Raw genomic sequence first — 25,260 nt, forward strand, 5'->3', positions numbered from 1 at the left:
TCATGACGACTCCGGCGAAGACGTCGGCCGCACCGTCAGCAGCCACCCCGCTGCTGACGGTGCTCGGCGACACGATCGAGGCGGCGCGCGCCGCCGACCGCGACGACCTGGTCGTCCGGTTGGAGGCGGTCGCGCAACGGGTCAGGGATCCGCGCAGGCGGATCGTGGTGACCGGTCAGCTGGAACAGGGCAAGAGCCGTTTCGTCAACGCGCTGCTCGGGCTGGATGTGTGCCGGGTCGGCGACGACCAGACCACCACCATCCCCTTGCAGCTCGAGTACGGTACCGTCCCGCGCGCCGAGCTGGTGCTCACCGCGCCCGGCGCGAGCGACATTCGCGTGGAGGTGCCGTTCGACGAAATCGGTTCCCTCGACGCCCGCAGCCCGTACGCGCAGGGCCGCCAGATCGCGCGGATCGAGGCGGCGGTGCCGAATCAGTTGCTCGGCGAGGGCATCGTGTTGGTCGACACCCCCGGCGTCGGCGGCCACAGCAGCGCGTATTCGGCGGCCGTGCTCGGCATGGTTCCGGCCGCCGACGCGGTGCTGCTGCTGAGCGACGCCTCCACCGAACTCACTGAGCCCGAGCTGTCGTTCCTGCGGCAGGTGAAGGAACTGTGTCCGACGGTCGCGGTGCTGCTCACCAAGGTGGACATGTATCCGCATTGGCGTCAGGTCGCCGAGGCCGATCGCGGGCACATCGCGCGCTCGGGCCTCGATATCCCGATGCTTCCGGTGTCGTCGCTGCTGCGCGCGCACGCGTTGCGTACCAGCAATGCCCAGCTCGGTCGCGAGTCCGGTTTCGGTGCGCTGTTCGCGTTCCTGAAGGAACAGGTCGTCGCCCGCGACCAGGTGTCGACCAGGGCCGCGGTGGCACGCGAACTGCATTCGGCGGCCGAACATCTGGCCCTGGTCCTCGGCAGCGAACTGATCGCCCTGCGCGACCCGGAACGTTCCGACGGCGCGATCCGCGAACTGCAACGCGCCCGCACCGCCGCCGAGGACCTGCGCCGCAGCTCCGGCTACTGGCAGCAGACCCTGCAGGACGGCATCACCGACCTGATGAGCGATATCGACCACGACCTGCGCGAACGTCTGCGCGCGGTGGCCCACACGGCCGAGGACTGGATCGACGAACACGATCCGGGCAGGCACTGGCAGGCCATCGCCGAATGGCTCACCGGCACGGTCGACACCGCCCTCGGCGACAACCTCCTGTGGACGCACACCAGGGCCGAAACCCTGGCCGAGCGGGTCGCCGAGCATTTCGGCAAGGCCAGCGCCGTCGACCTGCCCGATGTGGACAACGCGATGGACGCCGAGGGCACGGGCGCGGCGGCGGGCACCCTGGCCGGTCTCGAACCCGATATCAGCGTCACCAGCAAGGTCCTCGTCGGATTGCGCGGCTCCTATGGTGGCGTGCTGATGGTCGGTCTCGCCTCCACTCTGGCCGGCCTGGCGCTGTTGAATCCGCTGTCGATCGGCGCGGGTGTGCTGGTCGGCGGCAAGGCCTACAAGGACGACAAACAGTTGCGCCTGGCTCGCAAACGCGCCGAGGCCAAGGCGGCGGTGCGGCGTTTCGTCGACGATGTGGCGTTCCAGGCGGGCAAGGAGGCCAAGGACCGCATGCACCGCATCCACCGGGCCCTGCGCGACCACTTCACCGGTGTCGCCGAACGCAGCCTGCGCTCGATCGACGCCTCACTGAAGGCCGCTCAGGATGCGGCGAATTCGGCGGTGAACAGCCGGTCGGGTCGGCGCGGCGAGCTCGAACACCAGCTGGTGCGGGTCGCCGAGTTGCGTCGCTACGCCGACGGCATGCTCGAGCTCACCTCGACGCCGGGCAGGCAGCGTTCGTATTCGGCGCCGTCGCCCGGTGTGCGGCCGGTGCCCGCCGAGGACGGACGCAGGTGAACGTCGTGTTCGCCCCGGCGCGCGAGGGTGTGTTTAAGTGAACGAATGATGCTCGCCGCGCCCGAAGTGGAGGCCGCGCGCCGATGAGACACTATCGGCCCGAATCCCCGCTTCCCGGCGGCGGACCCACCGCGTCCACGACCGGCGCGGGCGAGGCGCACCGGCTCGTCGAGGCCGCCGCGCGGGAACTGCGCGACCCCGGCGCCCGGCAGTTGATCGACGAATGCGCCGAGCGGTTGCGTCAGCCGTTGCGGGTCGCGCTGGCCGGTTCGATCAAGGCGGGCAAGTCGACGCTGCTCAACGCGCTGGTGGGGCAGAGCATCGCCCCCACCGACGCCACCGAGTGCACCCGCGTGGTCACCTGGTACCGCAGCGGAACCACCCCGACGGTGACGGCGTTCGCGGCGGACGGTGCGTCGGCGAACGTGGCGGTTCGTCGAGGTGCCGGCGCGCACGGTCTCACCTTCGAGCTGTCGGGTCTGCGCTGGCAGCCACCGGGTGCGCACGCTGTCGACCACCTGGAAGTGCGCTGGCCGACGGCCGAGTTGTCGCGCACCACCATCATCGACACGCCGGGCACGTCGTCGCTGTCGCACGAGGTGTCCGAGCGAACCATGCGCCTGCTCACCCCCGCCGATATCGAACCCGACGCCCTGCGCATCCCCGGCGCCGACGCCGTGGTCTACCTGCTGCGTCGCCTCGACGCCACCGACGTCCATTTTCTCGAGCAGATCGGTTCGGGCGGTCCGGCCGGTCCGCTCGGTGTGGTCGGGGTGGTGTCGCGAGCCGACGAGATCAGCGCCGGCCACATCAATGCCCTGAATTCGGCGCGCGATGTGGCGTCCCGCTTCGCCACCGAGCTGGAACGCACCGGGTTGTGCCAGGCGGTGATCCCCGTGGCGGGCCTGCTCGCTTTCGCCGCCGCCACCCTCACCCAGCCCGAGTACGCCGCGTTCGCAGCCCTGGCCGGGTTGCCTGCCGACACCCTCGAACTGGCCCTGCTCTCGGCCGACCGGTTCTCGCGCCCCGATATCGAGTTGCCGGTATCGCCGCTGGTCCGCGCCCAATTGCTGGACCGGTTCGGCATGTTCGGTGTGCGGATGGCCACCGAACTCGTGCGGACCGGCGTGCGCGACGCGGCGTCGCTGTCGGCCGAGCTCGGTGCCCGCAGCGGCATCGACGAGCTGCGCCGGGTCCTCGACGTGCAGTTCGGTCAGCGTGCCGAACAGCTCAAGGCCCATTCCGCGCTCACCACCCTCGACCGGGTCATCACCGCCCACCCCGGCACCCCCGCCGACGAACTGCTGCCGCGCGTGCGCACTCTGCTCGCCGACGTCCACGGTTTCGCCGAGTTGCGCCTGCTCGGCCGGTTGCGCGCCGACGAGTTGCCGCTGCCGCCCGACGACCTCGCCGAACTGTTCCGCCTGGTCGGCGGCGCCGGCGTCGCCCCGCATGTGCGCCTGGGCGTACCCGCCGACACCGACCCCGCGACGATGCGCGCCCACGCGCTCGAAGCGGCGCGCAAGTGGCGCACCAGATCCCGGCATCCGCTCATCGACAAGACGACAGTCGAGGCGTGTCTGACCGCCGTACGCAGTGTCGAGGGAGCACTCTCCCAGCTACCGGGCTGATCCTGTCTCCCAATTATTTCGCCGATCGATTGGGCTTGTCGCTGCTCGATACGGCATGATTCCGCCGTGACCACGACGATCGGCGACCCCGTCCGGGTATTGACGGACGCGCAATGGGCGCTGCTCGAAATGCTGCTGCCTACCTCGGCGGGCCGTGCCGGCCGTGACTTCGCCAACAACCGTCTCGTGATCGAGGGGATGCTGTTCTGGCTGCGTAGCGGGATCGTGTGGCGTGAGCTGCCCGCCGAATTCGGTCCGTGGCAGACGGTCTGGAAACGTCAGCGCCGCTACCAGGCCGACGGCACATGGGACCGTCTGCTCACCGCCTTGGCCGCCATGGCCGACGACGCGGGCAACCTCGCCTGGATGCGGCGAGATATTTAGGAGACACCGATTTTTCGGCTCCGAAAAGGTCACACTCTTCATCGGTAACGATTTCGTTGCGGAATCGGACTAGCTTTCCGAACACTCGCATGGCCAAGCGTGAAAAGCACCCACCGACAGACGAGTACGGATCGCAGCGCTTGCGCCGATCTGGAGGAGCTGACCCGAATGAACCCCACCGCGATCCTCGAGTTCATCCTGAACCTGCTGCGCGATCCCCAAGCCGCAGCAAACTATTGCGCCAACCCCGTCCACATCCTCTGCGAAGCCGACATCGCCGCCACCCCCGCCGAGATCGCGGCCGCCGCCCCCTCCATCGCCGCCACCCTCTCCACCGACTGCACCACCACCCTCACCGCCCTCAACACCGCCGCCGCCTCGGTGACCACCGCCGCCACCACCTCGGTAGCCGCCACCACCGCCGCAGCCGTTACCACGGCCGCCGACATCGAGACCGGCCTGGAAACGACCGTCGACCTCGGCGCCACCGTGGGCACCGGCCTGACTGCTGCCGCTGATGTGTCCGCCGGTCTCGGCGCGTCTGTGGGCGCCGGTCTGGGTGCTGTCGCTGATGTGTCTGCTGGTTTGGGCGCGTCTGTGGGGGCTGGTCTGGGTGCTGTCGCTGATGTGTCCGCCGGTCTCGACGCGACTCTGGGCGCCGGCCTGAGTGCCGCCACTGATGCGACCACCGGCCTCGGCGCGACCACGGACATCACCCTCGATGCGGCAACCGACGTAGCTGCAGGCCTCACAACGGGTCTGGACGCCACGGTGAACTCCGGCCTGACAGCCGCCACCGACATCGCCGCCGGTCTCGATTCCGCCCTCGAGTCGGTGGCCACCGTCGGTGCCGACCTTTCCGCAACGGCGGGAACCGCCGTCGATCTTGGAATCGGTGCCGCTGTGACAAGTGCACTCGGTGCCACCACGGGCGTGGCCGCCGGCCTCGGCACCACCGTGAGCGGCCTCACGTCAGCGACAACCGAGGCCGACCTCGCCGTCTCCGCGGCACTCGGCGCCACCAACTCCGCCGCCGTCCAGGCCGCAATGTCCGGCAGCGCAGCTGCGACTACCGGCCTCGAAACCGGCCTCACAACCGCAGGCTCCGTCGGCACGAGCGCCGCCGCCGACCTCGCCGCGAATGCCGCTGCGGGCTTGGAAGCCGCTGTGGGCGCGACTTCTGGTCTTTCCGCCGTCAGTGTGCTCGGCGCGGAAGCCACGGCCGACCTCGCCGCGAACGCCGCTGCCGACGTGGAATCCGCTGTGGGCTTCGGCGCGACTTCGAGTCTCGCCGCCGGGGGTGCGCTGGATACTGTCGCCGATCTGGCCGCCGACTCCACGGCGGGTCTGAACGCCGCCGCCCTGTCCGGTGTGGGTTTGTTGGGTTCGGGTTTCGATGCCACTGCTTCCGGTTTGACCGAAGGTGTTGTGGGGGTGGGCACTTCCGTCGGTGGTGCGTTCGAGACGGGTCTCGAAACAGGGCTTTCGGGGACGGGTGGGGTCGGGATGCAGGTCGGTGCGGCCGCGAATGCCGGTGCTGCTGCGGCGACTTCGCTGACCGGTGCGGTCGCCTCGACCACGCAGATCGGCCTCACCGGTGCGGGCGCCGATCTCTCCGCCGGTCTCACGGGCGCTGCGGCGACAGCGGACCTCGGCACGCAAATCGCGGCAGGCCTGTCCACCGGGGCAGCAGCAACTCTCGGTGCCCCCTTCACCGCCGCCCCGGCCACCGGCCTCGAAACCGCGCTCAGCACAGCCTTCAACACCGACCTTTCCGTAGCCTCGACCGTCGACACCGCGGCCGAACTCGTGTCCACCTCGGCCTTCGATACCGCCCTGGTCGGCGCTGCGAACACCACCACCGCACTCCAGTCGACTCTCACCGGCGCAGTAGCGAACTCGACCGGCATCGTCACCGGCCTCGGCGGCATTGCCACCGCCGGAGCCCACGCTTCCGCAGACGCCGCCGCCAACGCAGCCGCGTCTGCCGAGGCCGCAGCCGGCGCTACCGCGAACGCCGCAGGCGGTTTCTCTACGAATGCCGCAGCCGACGTCGGCGCGAACCTCACAGCCGGCATTGCCGCGAACGCAGCGGAAGGCGCAGCCGGTCTGATCGGCACCGCCGACGCCGCACTGGGCGCGGCAGCCACCGGTGCCGGAGCCACGGTCGCAGGCGCGGTCGACACCACCGCCGACGTAACAACTTCCACCACAACAGGTCTCGAACTCGGCCTCGGCACAACCCCCGACTGGTCAACCGAAACCGGCGTAGCCGCAGGCCTCGGCTCGACCATCCAGTCCGAGCCGCAACTCGATTCCACCTCCACCACAGCCACCGGCTCGGAATCCACCATCGGGGCGACCACCGGCTTCGAAACCGTGGCATCAACCGGCGTGGACACCGCCTTCACCTCGGAGACCTCCATGAATCTCACCGGCGAAGCCGCCGAACCCACCTCGACCATCGATTTCACCTCGGCCGCCGACACCTGGTCGACGGTCGACGTGGACAGCGCCTTCGGCCCGGCCCTCGACGATTCCCCGCTCTCCGGCGGAACGGGCCTGCTCGACAGCTCGTTCACCGCCCCGGAGACCCCGTTCGACGCCCCTGAAGCCCTGTAGTTCAGGCCGATGGATTCGTTGCTGTCGGTTCTCGACAACACCGTCGCGGCGGCTCGTGCCGCGGGTCGCGACGACCTGGTCGCCCGCCTGGAAACGGCGGCGGTCCGGGTGCGCGACCCGCGGCGGCGGATCGTCGTCGCGGGCCAGCTGGATCAGGGCAAGAGCCGTTTCATCAACGCGCTGCTCAATGTCGAGATCTGTCCCGTGGGCGACGACGTCACCACCCGTTTCCCGATGCAGATCGCCTACGCACCGCAGCCGCGCGCTGAATTGGTGCTGGCTGCAGCATCTTCCGAGGAGGAGCGCGTCGAGTTCCCGATCGCCGATCTGCCCTCGATCGACCACCGATCCGCGGCGGGCAAACAGATCCTTCGCATCGAGGTCCACCTCCCCGCCGACCTGCTCGCCGACGGCATCGTCCTCATCGACACCCCCGGCATCGGCGCCCGAACCACGGCCGGCACCCTCGGTGTCCTGGAAATGCTCCCCGCGGCCGACGCCGTCTTGGTGATTTCCGACGCCTCGACCGAACTCACCTCCCCGGAGCTCACCTTCCTGCGGCAAGCATCCGAACTATGCCCGGCCACAGCGGTTCTGATGTCGAAAACCGACCTCTACCCGCACTGGCGCCAGGTCTTCGAAGCCGACCGGGAGCACCTGCGCAAGGCGAACCTCGACCTCCCCCTGCTCCCGATCTCGGCCCTGCTCCGCTCCCACGCCCTGCGCCTGCAAGACGCCCAGCTGGGCGCCGAGTCCGGCTACGGGCAGCTCTATCAATTCCTGCGTGAGCAGGTGGTCGCTCGCGACGAAGCCGCGACCCGCGCCGCCATCGCTCGCGAGATGTCCTCGGCGGCCGAGCATCTGGCACTGGCTCTCGGCAGCGAGCTCGTCGCCCTGCGCGATCCGCGACAAGCCGCAGCTGCCGTCGGTGAGCTGCAGTCAGCCAAAGCCCGCGCACAGCAACTGCATCGCCGCACTGCCGCCTGGCAGCAAACCCTCGCCGACGGCATCACCGACCTGGCCGGTGACGTCGACCACGACCTGCGCGAACGTCTCCGCGAGATCGCCCGCACCGGCGAGGAGTGGATCGACGACCACGACCCCGGGCGCCACTGGGGTGCCATCACCGAATGGATCACGGGCACAGTCGATTCAGCCCTGGGCGACAACCTGCTCTGGGCGCACACGAGAGCGGAAACCTTGGCCGACAAGGTGGCCGAACACTTCCTCGAGCTGGGCGCCGTGGACCTCCCCGCCGCCTTGGACCCCTCCGGCTCCACTCACCGCACCGGCACCCTGGGCGACCTCGAACCCGATATCGGCGTCCTGTCGAAGGTCCTGGTCGGCATGCGCGGTTCCTACGGCGGTGTCCTGATGGTCGGTCTCGCAACGACTTTCGCGGGCCTGGCCCTGCTGAACCCCATCTCCCTCGGCGCAGGCGTGCTCGTTGGCGGCAAGGCGTACCGTGACGATAAGCAGGCCCGCCTCACCCGCCGCCGCACCGAGGCCAAGAATGCCGTCCGCCGCTTCCTCGACGACGTGGCCTTCCAAGCGGGCAAGGACTCCCGAGACCGCATCCACCGCATCCACCGCGCCCTGCGCGACCACTACGCGGGCATCGCCGAACGCAGCCTCCGCTCCATCGACGAGTCCCTCACCGCAGCCCAGGAAGCAGCCTCCGCCGAGGCCACCCACCGCACCCAGCGCACGGCAACCCTCCAACAACAACTCACCGCCGTAGCCGCCCTCCGCAACCACGCCACCGCCCTCGCGGCCCTCCCGAGGTAGCTGCCCGCGCCCGCGTGAGTCCGCTCTCTTCCCTGGCACGATCCAGCATCACCCGTCGCACCTGAGCCTCCTCCTAGCAAGAATGGCCGACGGGTGGGGAAGAATTTTTCGGGTGGCGGGAATGAATCGCCGCAGCTGCTGGTTGTGCAGATCAACGATGTTGAGCGTATGTCACTCAAGTTCGGGTTGACGCCCGGCGGAGCCGACAGGCAGGATTGAGCGCATCACGCTCAGCGTTGCTGGGAGTTGTCGTCAATTATCAGGAGGAACCCACTATGGCTCGTGCGGTCGGAATCGACCTCGGGACCACGAACTCTGTCGTCTCCGTGCTGGAAGGCGGCGAGCCGGTCGTCGTCGCGAACTCGGAAGGCTCGCGCACCACTCCGTCGATCGTCGCGTTCGCGAAGAACGGTGAGGTTCTCGTCGGTCAGCCTGCCAAGAACCAGGCCGTCACCAACGTCGACCGCACCATCCGCTCGGTCAAGCGCCACATCGGCACCGACTGGACCGTGGAGATCGACGGCAAGAAGTACACCCCGCAGGAAATCTCCGCGCGCACGCTGATGAAGCTGAAGCGCGACGCCGAGGCCTACCTCGGTGAGGAGATCACCGACGCGGTCATCACCGTCCCGGCCTACTTCGAGGACGCCCAGCGTCAGGCCACCAAGGAAGCCGGCCAGATCGCCGGTCTGAACGTGCTGCGCATCGTCAACGAGCCCACCGCGGCCGCGCTGGCGTACGGCCTGGACAAGGGCGACAAAGAGCAGACCATCCTGGTCTTCGACCTCGGTGGTGGCACCTTCGACGTCTCGCTGCTGGAAATCGGCGAGGGCGTCGTCGAGGTCCGCGCCACCTCCGGTGACAACCACCTCGGTGGTGACGACTGGGACGAGCGCATCGTCAACTGGCTCGTCGACAAGTTCAAGGCCAGCTCGGGCATCGACCTGACCAAGGACAAGATGGCCATGCAGCGTCTGCGCGAGGCTGCCGAGAAGGCGAAGATCGAGCTGTCCTCCAGCCAGAGCACCTCGATCAACCTGCCCTACATCACCGTCGACGCGGACAAGAACCCGCTGTTCCTCGACGAGCAGCTCACCCGCGCCGAGTTCCAGAAGATCACCTCCGATCTGCTGGACCGCACCCGCGCGCCGTTCCAGTCCGTCATCAAGGACGCCGGCATCAACGTGGCCGACATCGACCACGTCGTGCTCGTCGGTGGCTCCACCCGTATGCCCGCCGTCTCCGACCTGGTCAAGGAACTGACCGGTGGCCGTGAGCCGAACAAGGGCGTGAACCCGGACGAGGTCGTCGCCGTGGGCGCCGCCCTGCAGGCCGGTGTGCTCAAGGGTGAGGTCAAGGACGTCCTGCTGCTCGATGTCACCCCGCTGTCGCTGGGTATCGAGACCAAGGGTGGCGTGATGACCAAGCTCATCGAGCGCAACACCACCATCCCGACCAAGCGCTCGGAGACCTTCACCACGGCCGACGACAACCAGCCGTCGGTGCAGATCCAGGTGTTCCAGGGTGAGCGCGAGATCGCCTCGCACAACAAGCTGCTCGGCTCCTTCGAGCTGACCGGCCTGCCCCCGGCCCCGCGCGGCGTGCCGCAGATCGAGGTCACCTTCGACATCGACGCGAACGGCATCGTCCACGTCACCGCGAAGGACAAGGGCACCGGCAAGGAGAACAAGATCAAGATCCAGGACGGCTCCGGCCTGTCCAAGGAAGAGATCGACCGGATGGTCAAGGACGCCGAGGCGCACGCCGCCGAGGACAAGGCCCGCCGTGAGGAGGCCGAGACCCGCAACCAGGCCGAGTCGCTGGTGCACCAGACCGAGAAGTTCATCTCCGACAACGAGGACAAGGTCCCGGCCGACACCAAGTCGAAGGTCGAAGAGGCCATCGCCGAGGCCAAGAAGGCGCTCGAGGGCACCGATATCGCCGCCGTGAAGTCGGCGGTGGAGAAGCTGGCCACCGAGTCGCAGGCCCTGGGCCAGGCGCTCTACGAAGCCAGTGCGGCCGAAGGCCAGTCCACCGATGGCGCGGGCCCGAACACCGCGGCCGACGATCAGGTCGTCGACGCCGAGGTTGTCGACGAGCCGGTTGATACGGAGAAGAAGTGACCGAGGCCAACTCCGAACAGGAATTGATCGAGGACATCGTCGAGGAGCCGGACGCCGCTGAGGAGGCGGCGTCCGACACCGAGACCGAACCCGAGGCCGAGGCAGCCCCGGAGAGCGACGAGCTCGCCGAGCGCACCGCCGACCTGCAGCGGCTGACCGCGGAGTACGCGAACTACCGCCGCCGGGTCGAGCGCGATCGCCAGGCCAATATCGACGCGGCCAAGGCGAGCGTGGTCACCGAATTGCTCGGTGTGCTCGACGATCTGGACCGCGCCAGGGCGCACGGCGACCTGGATTCGGGCCCGTTGAAGTCGGTGGCCGACAAGCTCGAGACCGCGCTCACCAAGCAGGGCCTGGTCGAATTCGGTGCTGTCGGTGACCCGTTCGACCCGACGCTGCACGAGGCCGTGCAGCACGAGGGTTCGGGTTCGGAGCCGGTGATCGGCGTGGTCATGCGCAAGGGCTATCGGTTCGGCGATCGGGTGCTTCGGCACGCGATGGTCGGGGTAACCGATCCCGAGACCCCGGGGGCATCGGATTCGGATGCCGACGCCGATAACGAATAGCGTGAGAGGAGGAGATGCCCGGTGAGTCAACGGGAGTGGATCGAGAAGGACTTCTACAAGGAGCTGGGTGTCTCCTCCGGCGCGTCGCAGGACGAGATCAAGAAGGCCTACCGCAAGCTCGCGCGTGACCTGCACCCGGACTCCAACCCGGGTGACACGAAGGCCGAGGAGCGGTTCAAGGCCGTCAGCGAAGCGAACGCGGTGCTGTCGGATCCGGCCAAGCGCAAGGAGTACGACGAGACGCGGCGCCTGTTCGCCGGTGGTGGTGGGCGCGGCTACGGCGGCGGCTTCACTCCCGGTGCGGGCGGCGGATTCTCGCAGGACTTCAACCTGGGCGACATCTTCGGCCAGCCCGGCGCTGCCGGTGCAGGCGACGGTGGCCTCGGCGATCTGCTCGGCGGCCTGTTCAACCGGGGCGGGCGCGCGTCGAGCCGTCCGCGTCGCGGCGCCGATGTGGAAACCGAGACCACGCTCGGCTTCCGTGAGGCGGCCCAGGGTGTCACCGTTCCGCTGCGGATGACGAGTCCGTCACCGTGCACCACGTGTCACGGCAGCGGCGCCAAGCCGGGCACCAGCCCGCGCGTGTGCCCGCATTGCAACGGCGCGGGTGTGGTGAGCCGCAATCAGGGTGCGTTCGGTTTCAGTGAACCGTGCGACGACTGCCGCGGCACCGGCTCGATCATCGACGACCCGTGCACCGATTGCGCGGGCACCGGCATCCAGAACCGCACCCGCACCATCACCGTCCGCATCCCACCGGGTGTCAGCGACGGGCAGAAGATCCGGCTCGCCGGTCAGGGTGAGGCGGGCCTGCGTGGCGCGCCGTCGGGTGATCTGTATGTCACGGTGCACGTGAGTCAGGACAAGGTCTTCGGCCGTCAGGGCGACGACCTCACCCTTGTACTGCCGGTGAGCTATGCCGAATTGGTGCTCGGGACAACCGTTTCGGTGCCCACGCTGGACGGCCGGGTCGGTGTGAAGGTGCCCCCGGGTACTGCCGACGGGCGTATCCTGCGGGTACGTGGCCGGGGTGTGCCCAAGCGCGGTCCGGCCGGTGGTGCAGGTGACCTGCTGGTGACGGTGAAGGTCGCGGTTCCGCAGGCGCTCGATGCCGAGGCGACCGAGGCCCTGAAGCGGTACCAGGAGGCGGAGAAGGCGAGCGGTTTCGATCCGCGTGCAGGATGGGCAGGTGCTTGATGTCCGATGATCCGAAGTCTGTGGGTTCCTCGCGGGCCGAGTTCTTCATGATCTCGGTGGCGGCTCAGTTGGCGGGGATGCACGCGCAGACGTTGCGTACCTATGACCGGCTGGGTTTGGTCACCCCGCAACGCACTTCGGGTGGCGGACGCCGTTACTCGGCTCGCGATGTGGAGTTGTTGCGCGAAGTGCAGCGGCTGTCGCAGGACGAGGGCGTCAACCTGGCGGGCATCAAACGCATCATCGAACTCACCAATCAGGTGGAGGCTCTGCAGCAGCGGGTGGATGAGATGAGCGCGGAGCTGGAGCGGTTGCGGGCTGGTTACCGGCCCGATCTGTCTCCGCCGCAACGCAGTACCGCGCTCGTGGTGTGGCAGCCACGTCATCGCCGCTGAGGCACTCGTTTCACCGAGCCCCCGGTTCGCTTGTCCGCCACGGCGGTCGCGGATCGGGGGCTCGTTCGTGTGCTGGTCAACCCCCGGCGATCGGCTGGTGACTATCCAGCAACTCATTTATTTTCGATCTTGCCGTCCGGAAGTAGAAGCGCGCGGCGAGGACGTCCGAATTCCGGGCCCAATCGGTCACGTCCACGCCTCATTCACGGGCTCTAGGTCTGTTTCTTTGGCGCGCCACTGGGTCTGTATCCAGTTTTGTCAGAATTACATGCGTGATGTTTAAGAGTACGATTCCTAAGCTGGCAAACCTCGCCTAGACTTCTCGCATCGGCTGCTGACGAGTGTCCTCCCAGCCCGTCACTCGCCGGCGCGACAAGCGTTCGATGGCGAAACGAGGTTGTGACACATATGGATTCGCGGACTGTCGCTTTGATCCGTACCACGTTCAAGGCGGTTGCTGCGGAAGAGGGTGGGTCCGAGACGCTGGCGAGGTCGTTCTACTCGATCCTGTTCACGGACTACCCCGGTGTCCGCGATTTCTTCCCAGCCGCCATGGATGCCCAGCGCGACCGCCTCGTCCATGCGATCTCCTACGCGTTGGACCGGCTCGAGGAGCCCGACAAGCTGTTGCCGTTCCTCGCTCAGCTCGGGCGCGACCATCGCAAGTACGGCGTGCAACCGGCGCACTATGTGGCGGTGGCCAATTCGCTGAAGTCGGCGATCCGTTCGTGTGTGGGCGAGGAGATGTGGACCGACGAGGTCGCCGCCGCCTGGGACGAGGGCCTGGCCAATATCAGCGGCGCGATGATCGGTGCCGCCGACAAGGAAACCAGCCCCGCCGCGTGGACCGCCACCGTCGTCGAGTGCCGCGAAGTGTTGCGCAACCTGTCGATCGTCCGGGTCCAGCTCGAGCATCCGATGGAGTACGCGGCAGGCCAGTACATCAGTGTGCAGGTGCCTTCGCGTCCGCGTATGTGGCGTTACCTGTCACCCGCCAATCCCGCGAACAGCAACGGCGAGATCGAATTCCACATCCGCAGTGTGTTGGGCGGCTGGGTGAGTCCGGCGATCGTGTCGCACACCACCGTCGGCGACCAGTGGTTACTCGGTGCACCCCTCGGCGGTCTCGGCGTTCCGCGCAACACCAAGCGCAAGATGCTGATGATCGGTTGCGGCACCGGCATCGCCCCCTTGCGCGCCCAGATCATGGCGATGGCTCAGCGCCGGGTGAACCCGAAGGTCCACCTGTTCGTCGGCGGCCACCACCCCTGCGACCTCTACGACCTCCAGGTCCTGAGCCAACTGGCTGTCGCCAACAAATGGCTCACCGTCACCCCCGTCACCGAAAACGAAGAAAACCCCTGGTGGTACTACGATTCCGGCGAACCCCAGGTCGAACTCCCCGGCCTGGAACCCCGCATGACCGGCCAGATCGGCAAGGTAGTAGCCGCCTTCGGCCCCTGGGCCGACCGCGACGTCCAAATCGTCGGCTCCCCCTCCATGGTCCAAACCACCAAGTTCCGCCTCATGGCCGCAGGCACCCAAGCCAAATCCATCCGCCACGACCCCTTGTTCTGAGCCGATCTCAGGTCGTCAGGCGCACTGCGGCGACAACCTCGAAAAGGGTGATGTTCAAGCACCTTCGGAGGTGATGTTGGCTGGGGGTGTTCCGCCGGCGACGAGGCGGTCGGTGGTGGTGGCGACCATGGCGGGGGAGCCGCAGATCAGGACCTGGTGCTGGTCGAAGGGGCCGTGGGCGGCGGCTACGTCGGCGAGGGTGCCGTGCAGCATTTCCGAGGGGGCGAAGCCGATGTCGACGCGGGTCTGTTCGTGCCATTCGTCGCGGATCGGTGGGTCGTCGGGACTTTCGACCACGGGAATCACCGTGAGCCAGGGCAATTCACCCGACAGCAAATACAGCATGTCGGCGGCGTAGAGGTCGCGTGGGCTGCGACCACCGAAGAATAGGTAGGTGCGTGGCGGGGTTTCGCGCCGGGCGAGGTCGAGGATCTGGGCGCGCATCGGCGCCAGTCCGGTACCGCCGGCGATCATCACCACTTCGGCCGCGTCGGGATCGACGGCGAACACGGTGTGCGGTGTGTTGATTCGCCATTGATCGCCCGGCTGGGTGTCGGCCACGATCGACCCCGAGCACCACCCGCCCGGCACCGTCCGCACATGGAATTCGAGTTTGCCGTCCAGCGAGGGCGGCAGCGCGGGCGACAGCCGCCGCCGCACCCCCGGATGCTGCGGCACCTCCACCTCCACCGACCCGCCCGCGGCGAACGGGACGAAGTCACCGATCAACCGGATCACGGCCAGATCGTTGCGCAGCCGATGATGACCGACAACGGTCGCCGTCCAGGCGGGGTGGGGAAACTCGTTGCTCATCAGTCACTTTCGCGCGGTCAGCCGACGGGATCGGCCGCGATGATATCGGTCGGGGTGCCCGCCCGGATGAGGGCGCGGCGGGTGTCGTCGATCATCTTGGCGGATCCGGCGATCTGGATCTGCCGATCGGCCCAGGCGCCGAAACTGGTGACCACCGCACCGAGGTTCCCGGTGAGCCTGCGGTGCATGCCCGGCGGCGGCTCCGACGGGGTGGGCGGATACCACCACGGGTTGTCGGGCTCCTCGCACACCGGCACGATCGTGAGCCACGGATTCGATTGCGACAGCTGCCACATGTTGTTCACGTCGTACAGGTCGCCGGGGAAGCGTCCGCCGATGAAGAAGTGCACGCGCGGGTTGATGCCGCGCTGACTCATCTCGATCAGCTGCGCGCGCAGCGGTGCGATCCCGGTGCCCGAGCCGATCATCAGCACGTCACGCCCGGATTCGCGGTCCACCTGCAGCCCGCCGAGCGGTCCGGCGATCTTCCACCGGTCGCCCACCTTGGTGTCGTTCACGATGGCCGGGCTCACCCAGCCGCCGCTCACCCGCCGCACATGGAATTCGATCTCGCCGTACGGGTTGGCGGGGATGGCGGGCGAGAGGTAACGCCACATGTTCGGCCGTTGCGGCACCGCGATCGGCACGTACTGGCCCGCCTTGAACGGGATCGGGCTGTCGGCCTGCAGCCGGACGATCGCCAGATCGTCGAGCACCCGGCGATGACCGACCACCGTCGCTTCCCAGTACGGCTGCGATTTGTCCTGGTTGGCACCGATCGCCATGGCCGCCGAGATCACGATGGTGACATCGCGCCAGCCCTCGTCGAGTTCCCGGTTCCAGCGGTTGCCGTGGTAGGTGCGCAGCGCACCGAGCAACGCGAGCCCCGCCATGTCGTAGTGGTCGGCCTCGACCCCGTACTTGCGGTGGTCGCGCGCCAATTGCTCGAGGAACCGCTGAGCGCGGTCGAAGTCGTCGAGATGTTCGAGGACGAACTGCACCGCCGTGGTCAGCCGTTTGGGCTGCATGTCCATGGTGGGCGGAAAGAGATCACGCAACCTTGGGTCCTGTGCGAACAGGTGTCCGTAAAAAGCCCTGGTCAGCCGCTCGGGGCCGCCCGGTGCCTCCATCACTCCGCGAAAATCGGCGCGGACCAGCGCAAGCGAACGCGCATCCACGTCGTCAAGCTCCCTTTCCTAGAATTGTTGCCCGGTAGCCCCGCCCCCGCGGCGGACGCCGTCTCAAGTATCCCCCGAAAACGCCAGCTCGGTGCAGGGATGCTCATCACGCCTCGCGGATCGTATGCCCAGCGCTGCCGCGCGTCCGCGAGTTCGCGTCATCGATATGGGTCGGTGATCTTCCGTAGTTCCTCGAGCGCCCCGCGCAGCGCGGTCGACCGTCGCGGCCCGAGGTGGGCGAGCCATTCCGACTCCACCTGGCGCGCCGCCTGATTCGCGACCTCGACGGCCCGTGCCCCTTTGTCCGATGGTCGCAGCAGCCGCGCGCGGCCGTCGCTGGGGTCGGGTTCGCGTCGCAGGTACCCGGCGCGCACCAGCTGGTCGACGAGCACCCCCGCGGTCTGCTTGGTGACCTGCGCCTGGGCGGCCAGGTCGGTCAACCGCGACCCGTCCGGCCCGATCCGCGCGACCAGTCGCGCCTGGGCCTGGGTCAGGTCGTCGAAGCCGCCCTCGCTCAGCGCGTCGAGTACCCGCCGCTCCATCTCCCGGTACGGGATGAAGAGCAGAACTCCGAGATTGAGCTCGTCAGCGGACATGACACTCCTTGATTCGGTCAGTAACACTGACTATATTAGTCAGAAAGGCTGACTACAAGGAGCCGAGCATGGACCCCGACCAGTACTGGCGAACCATCACCGATCAGCGCCGCGCCATTGCCGGGCTCCTTGCTGAGCTCACTCCCGCTGATCTCGACGCCCCCTCGCTGTGCGCGGGCTGGCGCGTCCGCGATGTCGCCGCGCACGTCGCGCTGGCACCCCAGCCGCCCGGCCCGCTCGCCATGCTGCGCGAGGCCGCCCGCGCCCGCGGCAGCTTCCACCGCCTCAACCACGACCTGGCCGTCCGCTACGCCGACACCACACCCGACCTCGCCACCGCCCTCGCGAGGCTGGCCGATTCCCGCGACCTGCCCGTGGTCACCAACCATCGCAACATCCACTTCGACGTGATCGTCCACGCCCAGGACATCGCCCGCCCGCTCTCGCGCACGCTCGAAGTCGACGCGCAGGCGTGTGCGGTTGCCGCACAGCGTGTCTGGACGATGGGCTGGCCGTTTTGGGCCCGCCGCCGGCTACGCGGTGTGTCCCTCGTGGCCGACGACTCCGCATGGACCGTTGGGACCGGCCCCGAAATCCACGGCTCCACGCTGGATCTGCTCCTACTTCTCACCGGAAGACCGAGCGTTCTGCCCGCCCTGACGGGCGCAGGTGTGGAGTCGCTGACCGCACGATGAGAGGCCGGCTGCTGCCGGTTTGCTCACCCCTCGAGCCCGGTTCCGGGTCCGAGGCTCGTGCTAATCTCCCAGGTCAAAGCAGTGGACCGGCGAGAAGGGGTGGGGATGAAACGGGCGGGGATGGCGATAGTGCTCGCGGGTCTGGCGGTTGTCGGGGCGGCCGGATGCGAGGAGGGGACGTCGACGTCGAAGGGGACGACTACGACGGCCAAGCCGGTGTTGTGGAATCCGTGTACGGAGATTCCTGATGCGTTGTTGACGGAGGTGGGGGTCGACCCGGCGACGGAGGAGAAGGGGGTTGCGGGTGTTCCGCAATCGGGGTGGGAGATCTGTGGCTGGGAAGGCTCGAATTACTCACTCACCGTGTACACGACCAGTAAGAAGGTCGAGGAGTTCGAACAGAAGCCGGGGAACGTCGATTTCCGTGACGTGACCATTGCCGGTCGATCAGGCCGGGAGTTCCGGGTCGCTGGTGCCTCGAAGCACCTCGACTGTGACGTCGTCTTTCCGAGCTCGCAAGGTGTGGTCCAACTGCAGGTACTTGGCTCTCCATTGATCGACGACCTCGAGGACCCGTGCGCGACTCTGGCGGCTGTGGGCGAGGTTCTAGTGCCCACGTTCCCGAAGTAGGCAGGTCGCACGATGGCCGAAGCGAACCCGTACGACAACCTGCTGAGCCAAGCCAAGGCCGGTGCGGTCTATCTGAATGACGAAGCCGCCGCCTACCACATGTTCAAAGCCTGCGACGTGCGCCTGAACGACCTCCGCGGATTACGCGATTCTGTGCGACGAACACAGGCTGTGAGCGGCTTCGGTGATTTCCAGATCGCAAAGGACCTCGAAAGGAAGTTTCTCCTCCAAGCGACGGGGGAGGAGAACTCGATCGACAATGTCATCCTCAAAGACATCGAAGCCGTGCAGCGATTGCGCGAAGTCTTCGCCCTCTCGTTCAAACGTCTCACCGGAACCGACATCGAAAACGCCAACGCCATGGACTACATCTCCGAACAGGTGACCCCATGACCGGCATGCAGAGCATCAACGGCCTCGACCTCTACGGCAAGCTGCGCGACCTGGTCTCCTTCTCCGGTGACGACGGCGAACTCGACAGTTCCGAAATAGCCGACATCCAGGACGAATACAACGACCAGCGCGCAGTCACCCGGCAGCAGGCGAGCCAGCTCGGTTTCGACGGCGAATTCCGTCCGCGAACGGTCGTCGAGAACAACTTGTTCGCCGGTACCGTCGCCGAGCTTCGCGCCAAGGTCGACAAGATCGATCTCGATGCCGTCAACGATCTGATCGGCGCGTGGACCGAGATCTCCACCCGCAACGCCACCTCCCTCGACGAGTTCCGCAAGCAGATCTCGCGCGGGATGTCGCCCGATGTCTGGGCGGGTTCGGCCGCGAACGCCGCCGCCCAGACCGTCGCGGCCTACGACACCACGGGCAAACGGGTCACCACCGCGGCCGCCCTCACCAGCAACAAACTGGTCGAGTTGCGTACGGGCCTCGAACCGACGAAACGTCTTGTGCCCCATCAGCCCGAGCATCGCAGCGGGGTCGACAACTTCACCGGCCTGTTCACCGGCCGAGCGTGGCGCGATGACGATGTGGCGGAGGAGAATGCGCGGGTCGAGGCGGTGCGTGTACTCCAAACCGTCTATGCGCCGGTCGTCTACGAGTCCGACACGAATGTTCCGGTCATTCCGATCCCCAAGGCTGTGGACAACGCTGGGGATCCCGAAACCCCCGGTGGTGGTGCACGTCCCGGCGATCAAGGCTCGCCGACCGGTCAGCCCGCGGCGACACCGAGCACGCCCGCGGCTGTCACCCCGGCGACCGACCCCGGCGAAACGCCCGGCGACACCTCCGCCGACGACGAAGACCAGAATTCTTCCGAGGACGACACCCCACAAGCCACCGACCCCTCGTCGACCACCCCGGCCTCGACGACTCCCGCCGCGACCACCCCGCAATCGACGACTCCAGGATCTCCCGGAAGTCCGAGCAGCACAGGCCTTCCCGGTGGCGGCTCACCGGGCTCAGGCGTGCCGGGTGCCGGTTCGCCCGGCGCCAGTTCGCCGGGGGCGGGTGCGGCGGTACCCGGCAACCCCGCGTCGGCCGGTGCAGGGGCGAACCGTGGCGGCGGAGCGGGCGCTGCGGGCCGCTCCGGGATGCCCGGCATGATGGGCCCGGGCGCGGGGCGCGGCGGCGGCAAGGACGACGAGTCGACCAAGGACATCCCCGACTACCTCGTCACACAGGAGAACGGCGAGGGGCTCACCGGCCTGGACAGCCTGCCCAAGATGGTCCCGCCCGTCATCGGCGCCGACTGAGTGCCGATCTCGATGGAACAGAGTAGATTTCCCGTGCGCACCTGGCATCTCACCGCCCTCGACTTCCGCACCCTGTGGGAAGCCGCGGGGCGCGACGTCCTCCCGTACCCCTTACATCACCAGTACACCGACGTCGAGACCTACGCCGAGGTCCTGCGCCTGCGTCGCAAGGCCGCCGAGAACCTGATGGCCGAATTCGACTCCGACCTCGACCGCGCCATGGCCGCCCTGCTCGCACCGCACGCCCGCGTCGAGGTGGCGGGTGCGTCGCGCGGCGTGCGAACCATCCGCGCCCACGGCGGCACCCGCGACACCTACGCCTCCCTCGCCGTGCAGGCCCCCGGCGACACCCGCAACCCCGGCGACATCACCCTGCACTTGATGACCCCCAACGCCCTGGCCGCCGCCGTCCTCTCCACCCTCCCCAAAGTCTCACCCGGCCGCGGCCGCGAATTCCGCGTCACCGCAGCCGAACTCGCGGCCCCCCGCCCGCACACCCGCGACCGCTGGAACCCCACCCCCCGAGAACAGCTGGAAACCTTCCTCGCCAAACCCACCGACACTCTCACCCACATCGGCGTCTACCCCCACGCCAGCGTCGACAACCGCCACACCGAAGGCCGCGACGACTTCCAGCTCCACGACCTCCCCGGCGACGGCCGCTACGTCTTCTACGGCGAAACCACCTTCACCGTAAAACCCACCACCCCCACCCGAATCCACAGAACCCTCACCACCATCCTCGAATCCACCGCCACCAAAGCCCGCACCGGCACCTACCGCCCGGCCTGATCGTCGAGGGCGCCCGGTCGAGGTCGGCTGCAGCTCCGGCGGCTCGAGGCGGGTGGATCAGATGGCCAGCACGGTCTTTCCGCGTGCACTCCCCGCGCCGAGTACGGCGGGTGCGGCTTCCAGCGGCACCGTCATCTGGACCGGGACCACCACATCGCCTGCCGCCACGCGCCCGAGCAAACGGCTCAGTTCCGGACCGCGCCCTTTGGATTCGAAGTTGCCGCCGGTGATGCCGCGCTCGGTGAGTGCCTGTTCGTCGGCGGCCCAGACGGTGGAGTAGGCGTGGCCGCCGCGGCGAACGAGGGTGGCGTGGTCGGCGAAGGCCGGTGCGGTGCTGACCAGGTCGAACAGGACGTCGATGCCGTCGGGGTGGGTGAAGCGCACGGCGTCGACGATGTTCGAGTCGACCTGGGTGGAGGGGTCGTGCGGGTCGGGGCGGACCTGGGTGTAATCGACGGTTTCGGCGGCGCCGAGGCGGGCGACCTGGTCGGTGGCGTCGGCGCGGGCGGTCGCGATCACGTGGGCGCCGGCGATATTGGCCAGCTGCACCAGAAAGGAACCGACACCGCCGGTGGCGCCGACGATCAGCACGGTCTGGCCGGGCTGGATGTGGGCGGCGTCGACCAGGTCCTGGGCGGTGAGCCCGGCGATGGGCAGGGCGGCGGCGGCGACCGTGGTGATGCCGTCGGGGATCTTCACCAGTGTGGCGTCCTCGGGAACCGTCGCGTACTGGGCCCAGCTGCCGTGGCCGGCGGGGGCGGTCAGGAATTTGCCGACCACCTTGTCGCCCACGGCGAACGAGGTGACGCCCGATCCGACCGCCGACACGGTGCCCGCGCCGTCCACGCCGAGGATCATCGGGAAGTCGGTCGGCATTTTTCCTTCGAGCAGCCCGTCGGCCATCTTCAGGTCGAACGGGTTGACCCCCGCGGCGTCCAAGGCGACCTGCACTTCACCCGGACCGGGTTCGGGCACCGGCATATCGGCGAGTTCGGGAGTGGCACCGAACTTGTGAACCACGATGGCGCGCATGGTCGACAACTCCTCGTATCGGGGGTGATCCAGGCACCGCAATCCTAGGCTGAGGGGGCTCCGACATGCGGCGTAGCGTGAGGCGGCGTGGCGAACCGGCGAGAAAAAGATTAAGTTGAGCGGAACAGACTCAACTTTGCCGACGTTGAACAAGTCGATACCGGAATTACCCCGAGGAGACCAGTGGACTCGTTCAATCCCACCACCAAGACCCAGGCGGCCCTGACGGCCGCCCTGCAGGCCGCGTCGGCGGCGGGCAACCCGGAGATCCGTCCGGCGCACTTGCTGGTGGCGTTGCTGGATCAGACCGATGGCATCGCCGCCCCGCTGCTCAAGGCCATCGGTGTCGACCCCGCGACCGTCGAACGGGAAGCGGGCGACATCGTCGACCGGCTGCCGCGCGCCACCGGCGCCACGACCACACCGCAGCTCGGCCGCGAGGCGCTGGCCGCGATCACCGCCGCGCAAAGGCTGGCCACCGAACTCGGCGACGAATACGTCTCCACCGAGAACCTGCTGGTCGGCCTGGCCGACGGCAGCGGCGAGGTGGCCGAGCTGCTGCGCAGACACGGCGCCACTCCCGAAGCGTTGCGTGATGCCTTCACCACGGTGCGCGGCAGCGCGCGGGTCACCAATCCCGACCCCGAAGCCTCCTACCAGGCGCTCGAGAAGTACTCGACCGACCTCACCGAGGCCGCCCGCACCGGCAAGCTCGACCCGGTGATCGGGCGCGACACCGAGATCCGCCGTGTGGTGCAGGTACTTTCGCGGCGCACCAAGAACAACCCGGTGCTCATCGGCGAACCGGGCGTCGGCAAGACCGCCATCGTCGAGGGCCTCGCCAAGCGCATCGTCGACGGTGACGTGCCGGAGTCGTTGCGCGGCAAGAAGGTCGTCTCCCTCGACCTCGGCGCGATGGTCGCGGGCGCGAAGTATCGCGGCGAGTTCGAGGAGCGGCTCAAGGCCGTGCTCGACGACATCAAGAACAGCGCGGGCGAGATCATCACCTTCATCGACGAGCTGCACACCATCGTCGGCGCGGGCAGCACCGGCGACTCGTCGATGGACGCGGGCAACATGATCAAACCGCTGCTCGCGCGCGGTGAGCTGCGCCTGGTCGGCGCCACGACGCTCGACGAGTACCGCAAATACATCGAGAAGGACGCCGCACTGGAGCGCCGGTTCCAGCAGGTGCTGGTCGGCGAGCCGACGGTGGCCGACACCATCGGCATCCTGCGCGGCATCAAGGAACGCTACGAGGTGCACCACGGCGTGCGGATCACCGACTCCGCGCTGGTGGCGGCCGCGACGCTGTCGGACCGCTACATCACCTCCCGCTTCCTGCCCGACAAGGCGATCGACCTGATCGACGAGTCGGCGTCGCGGCTGCGGATGGAAATCGACTCGCGCCCGGTCGAAATCGACGAGGTGGAGCGCGCGGTGCGCCGACTCGAGATCGAGGAGGTCGCGCTCGAGAAGGAGACCGACGAGGCGTCCAAGCAGCGCCTGGAGAAACTGCGCCAGGAACTGGCCGACGACCGCGAGAAGCTCAACCAGCTCACCACCCGCTGGCAGAACGAGAAGAACGCCATCGACTCGGTGCGCGGGCTCAAGGAGGAGCTCGAGCGCCTGCGCGGCGAATCCGAACGCGCCGAACGCGACGGCGATCTCGGCAAGGCCGCCGAGCTGCGCTACGGCCGCATCCCGGCGCTGGAGAAGCAGCTGGCCGCGGCCGAAGAGGCCAGCGGTGCGGCCGCGAGCGGTGAGGTGATGCTCAACGAGGAGGTCACCCCGGACGACATCGCCGATGTGGTGTCCTCGTGGACCGGTGTGCCGGTGGGGCGGATGCTCGAAGGCGAAACCGCGAAACTGCTGCGGATGGAGACCGAGGTCGCCGGGCGTGTCGTCGGCCAGGAAGAGGCCGTGCAGGCGGTGTCCGACGCCGTGCGCCGCTCGCGTGCCGGGGTGGCCGACCCGAACCGGCCGACGGGCTCGTTCATGTTCGTCGGGCCGACCGGTGTCGGTAAGACCGAGCTGGCCAAGTCGCTGGCGGAATTCCTGTTCGCCGACGAACGCGCCATGGTCCGCATCGATATGAGCGAGTACAGCGAGAAGCACTCGGTGGCTCGCCTGGTCGGTGCGCCTCCCGGTTACGTCGGGTACGACCAGGGCGGTCAGCTCACCGAAGCGGTGCGCAGGCGGCCGTATTCGGTGGTGCTGTTCGACGAGATCGAGAAGGCACACCCGGACGTGTTCGACATCCTGCTGCAGGTGCTCGACGAGGGCAGGCTCACCGACAGCCAGGGCCGTACGGTCGATTTCCGCAACACCATCCTCATCCTCACCTCCAATTTGGGCGCCGGTGGCACCAAGGACCAGGTGATGGACGCGGTGCGCCGAGCGTTCAAGCCGGAGTTCCTCAACCGGCTCGACGACGTGGTGATGTTCCACGCGCTCGACGCGAAACAGCTGGAGTCGATCGTCGACATCAACCTGCGTCAGCTGCAGAAGCGGTTGTCACAGCGCAGGCTCACCCTCGATGTCACCGAGGAGGCCAAGCAGTGGCTCGCGGTGCGCGGTTACGACCCCGCCTACGGCGCGCGCCCGCTGCGCAGGCTGATCCAGCAGGCCATCGGCGACAGCCTGGCCAAGGAACTGCTCTCCGGCACGGTCACTGATGGCGACACGGTGTCGGTGAGTGTGGACGACGCCGCCGACAAGCTGGTCGTCGGCCGCGAAGTTGTCCACAGTTCATGATTTATCCACAGCCCGGTGCGTAGGACCCTCTCTACGCGCCGGGCTGACCTACGCTGGGGACATGACGAATCCGAACGATCCGTGGGGACAACGCCCGGAGGATTCGCCGACGGAACGGCTGGGTTCGCCAGGGAACGAAACCACACGGCCGTACGGCGGTGGGTTCGACGAGTGGGGCCAACCGTCGAACCCCACCCAGGCGTTACCGCCGCACGACGCTCAATGGGGACCGTATGAAAGTGGTTATCCCGCAGAGCAACCCGCACCCCAACCGGCCTACGGGCAGGGATATCCGCCCGCCCCGCCGCCGGGCTACGGGCCGCCGCAGCAGCCCGAATATCCACCGCGACCACAGGACGGCGACCAGGAACCGCCGAAGAAGCACACCGGCCTGTGGATCGCGCTCGGCCTGGCCGTCGTGGCGCTCATCGCCTTCGGCGGCATCCTGGCCGGTCTGATGCTCACCGGTGGCGGCGGTTCCGACGACGACACCGCCGCCGCACCACCCACCACCCAGACCCTGCAACCACCGACCAGACAGACCACCCCGACCGCGCCGCCGAACGCGAGCGGCCTGCCCGGCTTACCCGGCCTCGGCGGCACCGAAGACCTCGGCGCCACCATGGGCAGCATCACCGCCAACACCGGCTCCGAGATCACCATGAGCACCCTCGGCGGGTCGAGTGTGCGGGTGCTGATCGACGAGGCCACGCAGGTGATCTCGCTGAGCACCACCAAGGCGAGCGAACTTCCGGTCGGTGACATGGTTATGGTGCAGGGCGACAAGAACCCAGACGGGTCGATCCGCGCCAAGATCATCATCAGCACGGCGCTCCCGAGCGGCCCCCGATGAGCGACCCGCGC

Annotated in this window: 21 protein-coding genes; 17 read left to right on the forward strand and 4 right to left on the reverse strand. The window is 67.9% G+C overall.

Annotated elements, in window-relative coordinates:
- Window positions 1-2: 2 nt before the first annotated feature.
- From LDL21_RS00035 to LDL21_RS00080, 10 genes are all read left to right on the forward strand, one after another.
- Window positions 3-1,910: a dynamin family protein gene (locus tag LDL21_RS00035; protein WP_225278292.1), complete on the forward strand. Its 1,908-nt coding sequence runs from the start codon at window positions 3-5 to the stop codon at window positions 1,908-1,910.
- Between the two features lie 83 nt (window positions 1,911-1,993).
- Window positions 1,994-3,541, forward strand: coding sequence for a dynamin family protein (locus LDL21_RS00040; protein ID WP_225278293.1), 1,548 nt, complete (start codon window positions 1,994-1,996; stop codon window positions 3,539-3,541).
- Window positions 3,542-3,607: 66 nt separating this feature from the next.
- Entirely contained in the window at window positions 3,608-3,925 is a 318-nt protein-coding gene (locus LDL21_RS00045) for a transposase (protein ID WP_181699875.1), read from the forward strand.
- A gap of 168 nt (window positions 3,926-4,093) precedes the next feature.
- Entirely contained in the window at window positions 4,094-6,547 is a 2,454-nt protein-coding gene (locus LDL21_RS00050; RefSeq protein ID WP_225278294.1) for an IniB N-terminal domain-containing protein, read from the forward strand.
- Between the two features lie 9 nt (window positions 6,548-6,556).
- The gene (locus LDL21_RS00055; RefSeq protein WP_225278295.1) at window positions 6,557-8,335 is read left to right on the forward strand and encodes a dynamin family protein; all 1,779 of its coding nucleotides are present in this window, start codon (window positions 6,557-6,559) and stop codon (window positions 8,333-8,335) included.
- Window positions 8,336-8,610: 275 nt separating this feature from the next.
- Complete coding sequence (gene dnaK / locus LDL21_RS00060; protein ID WP_225278296.1) at window positions 8,611-10,458, forward strand: molecular chaperone DnaK; 1,848 nt, start codon at window positions 8,611-8,613, stop codon at window positions 10,456-10,458.
- Window positions 10,455-11,024: a nucleotide exchange factor GrpE gene (gene grpE, locus LDL21_RS00065; RefSeq protein ID WP_308017104.1), complete on the forward strand. Its 570-nt coding sequence runs from the start codon at window positions 10,455-10,457 to the stop codon at window positions 11,022-11,024. Before dnaK ends, grpE begins: the two co-directional genes overlap by 4 nt.
- 21 nt (window positions 11,025-11,045) lie before the next feature.
- Window positions 11,046-12,221: a molecular chaperone DnaJ gene (gene dnaJ / locus LDL21_RS00070; RefSeq protein WP_181699886.1), complete on the forward strand. Its 1,176-nt coding sequence runs from the start codon at window positions 11,046-11,048 to the stop codon at window positions 12,219-12,221.
- Entirely contained in the window at window positions 12,221-12,616 is a 396-nt protein-coding gene (locus LDL21_RS00075; RefSeq protein WP_225278297.1) for a heat shock protein transcriptional repressor HspR, read from the forward strand. Before dnaJ ends, LDL21_RS00075 begins: the two co-directional genes overlap by 1 nt.
- 408 nt (window positions 12,617-13,024) lie before the next feature.
- Window positions 13,025-14,194: a globin domain-containing protein gene (locus tag LDL21_RS00080; protein WP_181699889.1), complete on the forward strand. Its 1,170-nt coding sequence runs from the start codon at window positions 13,025-13,027 to the stop codon at window positions 14,192-14,194.
- 54 nt (window positions 14,195-14,248) lie between these two features.
- Here LDL21_RS00080 and LDL21_RS00085 read toward each other — a convergent pair whose 3' ends face one another.
- The 3 genes from LDL21_RS00085 to LDL21_RS00095 all read right to left on the reverse strand — a co-directional run bounded on the left by LDL21_RS00085 (window position 14,249) and on the right by LDL21_RS00095 (window position 16,781).
- The gene (locus LDL21_RS00085; protein ID WP_225278298.1) at window positions 14,249-15,007 is read right to left on the reverse strand and encodes an FAD-binding oxidoreductase; all 759 of its coding nucleotides are present in this window, start codon (window positions 15,005-15,007) and stop codon (window positions 14,249-14,251) included.
- Window positions 15,008-15,024: 17 nt separating this feature from the next.
- A complete protein-coding gene (locus LDL21_RS00090) occupies window positions 15,025-16,185 on the reverse strand; it encodes an FAD-binding oxidoreductase (RefSeq protein WP_181699895.1) in 1,161 nt (386 codons plus the stop codon).
- A gap of 158 nt (window positions 16,186-16,343) precedes the next feature.
- Window positions 16,344-16,781, reverse strand: a complete 438-nt coding sequence (locus LDL21_RS00095) for a MarR family winged helix-turn-helix transcriptional regulator (RefSeq protein ID WP_225278299.1) — start codon at window positions 16,779-16,781, stop codon at window positions 16,344-16,346.
- Window positions 16,782-16,849: 68 nt separating this feature from the next.
- On the opposite strand from LDL21_RS00095, the gene LDL21_RS00100 reads away from it, so the two are divergent.
- The 5 genes from LDL21_RS00100 to LDL21_RS00120 all read left to right on the forward strand — a co-directional run bounded on the left by LDL21_RS00100 (window position 16,850) and on the right by LDL21_RS00120 (window position 20,607).
- Window positions 16,850-17,476, forward strand: coding sequence for a maleylpyruvate isomerase family mycothiol-dependent enzyme (locus LDL21_RS00100; RefSeq protein ID WP_225278300.1), 627 nt, complete (start codon window positions 16,850-16,852; stop codon window positions 17,474-17,476).
- Window positions 17,477-17,596: 120 nt separating this feature from the next.
- Entirely contained in the window at window positions 17,597-18,106 is a 510-nt protein-coding gene (locus LDL21_RS00105; protein WP_225278301.1) for a DUF3558 domain-containing protein, read from the forward strand.
- 12 nt (window positions 18,107-18,118) lie between these two features.
- Window positions 18,119-18,499, forward strand: coding sequence for a hypothetical protein (locus LDL21_RS00110; RefSeq protein ID WP_181699904.1), 381 nt, complete (start codon window positions 18,119-18,121; stop codon window positions 18,497-18,499).
- Entirely contained in the window at window positions 18,496-19,815 is a 1,320-nt protein-coding gene (locus LDL21_RS00115; RefSeq protein WP_225278302.1) for a hypothetical protein, read from the forward strand. The genes LDL21_RS00110 and LDL21_RS00115 overlap by 4 nt, the downstream gene beginning before the upstream one ends.
- Before the next feature lie 12 nt (window positions 19,816-19,827).
- Entirely contained in the window at window positions 19,828-20,607 is a 780-nt protein-coding gene (locus LDL21_RS00120; RefSeq protein WP_225278303.1) for an ESX secretion-associated protein EspG, read from the forward strand.
- A gap of 57 nt (window positions 20,608-20,664) precedes the next feature.
- Here the strand turns inward: LDL21_RS00120 and LDL21_RS00125 are convergent, their stop codons facing one another.
- On the reverse strand, window positions 20,665-21,639 hold the full coding sequence (locus LDL21_RS00125) for an NADP-dependent oxidoreductase (protein ID WP_225278304.1): 975 nt from the start codon (window positions 21,637-21,639) through the stop codon (window positions 20,665-20,667).
- A 183-nt stretch (window positions 21,640-21,822) separates the two neighbouring features.
- Here LDL21_RS00125 and clpB point away from each other — a divergent pair, with 183 nt between their 5' ends.
- Together clpB and LDL21_RS00135 are read left to right on the forward strand one after the other, a co-directional pair.
- Window positions 21,823-24,396 carry an ATP-dependent chaperone ClpB gene (gene clpB / locus LDL21_RS00130; protein ID WP_181699912.1) on the forward strand — a complete coding sequence of 858 codons (2,574 nt, stop codon included), beginning with the start codon at window positions 21,823-21,825 and terminating at the stop codon, window positions 24,394-24,396.
- 61 nt (window positions 24,397-24,457) lie between these two features.
- Window positions 24,458-25,249, forward strand: a complete 792-nt coding sequence (locus LDL21_RS00135) for a DUF5666 domain-containing protein (RefSeq protein ID WP_181699914.1) — start codon at window positions 24,458-24,460, stop codon at window positions 25,247-25,249.
- Window positions 25,250-25,260 lie beyond the last annotated feature (11 nt).

This window comes from Nocardia rosealba (genome assembly GCF_020216065.1).
GTDB classification, from domain to species: domain Bacteria; phylum Actinomycetota; class Actinomycetes; order Mycobacteriales; family Mycobacteriaceae; genus Nocardia; species Nocardia rosealba.

What these genes read in the sequence shown, in the direction of transcription:
- LDL21_RS00115 (WP_225278302.1), top strand. Translation starts at nt 18,496, where the DNA reads ATGACCGGCATGCAGAGCATCAACGGCCTCGACCTCTACGGCAAGCTG.
- LDL21_RS00050 (WP_225278294.1), top strand. Translation starts at nt 4,094, where the DNA reads ATGAACCCCACCGCGATCCTCGAGTTCATCCTGAACCTGCTGCGCGAT.
- LDL21_RS00075 (WP_225278297.1), top strand. Translation starts at nt 12,221, where the DNA reads ATGTCCGATGATCCGAAGTCTGTGGGTTCCTCGCGGGCCGAGTTCTTC.
- LDL21_RS00095 (WP_225278299.1), bottom strand. Translation starts at nt 16,781, where the DNA reads ATGTCCGCTGACGAGCTCAATCTCGGAGTTCTGCTCTTCATCCCGTAC.
- LDL21_RS00100 (WP_225278300.1), top strand. Translation starts at nt 16,850, where the DNA reads ATGGACCCCGACCAGTACTGGCGAACCATCACCGATCAGCGCCGCGCC.
- LDL21_RS00040 (WP_225278293.1), top strand. Translation starts at nt 1,994, where the DNA reads ATGAGACACTATCGGCCCGAATCCCCGCTTCCCGGCGGCGGACCCACC.
- LDL21_RS00035 (WP_225278292.1), top strand. Translation starts at nt 3, where the DNA reads ATGACGACTCCGGCGAAGACGTCGGCCGCACCGTCAGCAGCCACCCCG.
- LDL21_RS00055 (WP_225278295.1), top strand. Translation starts at nt 6,557, where the DNA reads ATGGATTCGTTGCTGTCGGTTCTCGACAACACCGTCGCGGCGGCTCGT.
- LDL21_RS00080 (WP_181699889.1), top strand. Translation starts at nt 13,025, where the DNA reads ATGGATTCGCGGACTGTCGCTTTGATCCGTACCACGTTCAAGGCGGTT.
- LDL21_RS00120 (WP_225278303.1), top strand. Translation starts at nt 19,828, where the DNA reads ATGGAACAGAGTAGATTTCCCGTGCGCACCTGGCATCTCACCGCCCTC.
- LDL21_RS00105 (WP_225278301.1), top strand. Translation starts at nt 17,597, where the DNA reads ATGGCGATAGTGCTCGCGGGTCTGGCGGTTGTCGGGGCGGCCGGATGC.
- LDL21_RS00110 (WP_181699904.1), top strand. Translation starts at nt 18,119, where the DNA reads ATGGCCGAAGCGAACCCGTACGACAACCTGCTGAGCCAAGCCAAGGCC.
- dnaK (WP_225278296.1), top strand. Translation starts at nt 8,611, where the DNA reads ATGGCTCGTGCGGTCGGAATCGACCTCGGGACCACGAACTCTGTCGTC.
- LDL21_RS00085 (WP_225278298.1), bottom strand. Translation starts at nt 15,007, where the DNA reads ATGAGCAACGAGTTTCCCCACCCCGCCTGGACGGCGACCGTTGTCGGT.
- LDL21_RS00135 (WP_181699914.1), top strand. Translation starts at nt 24,458, where the DNA reads ATGACGAATCCGAACGATCCGTGGGGACAACGCCCGGAGGATTCGCCG.
- LDL21_RS00125 (WP_225278304.1), bottom strand. Translation starts at nt 21,639, where the DNA reads ATGCGCGCCATCGTGGTTCACAAGTTCGGTGCCACTCCCGAACTCGCC.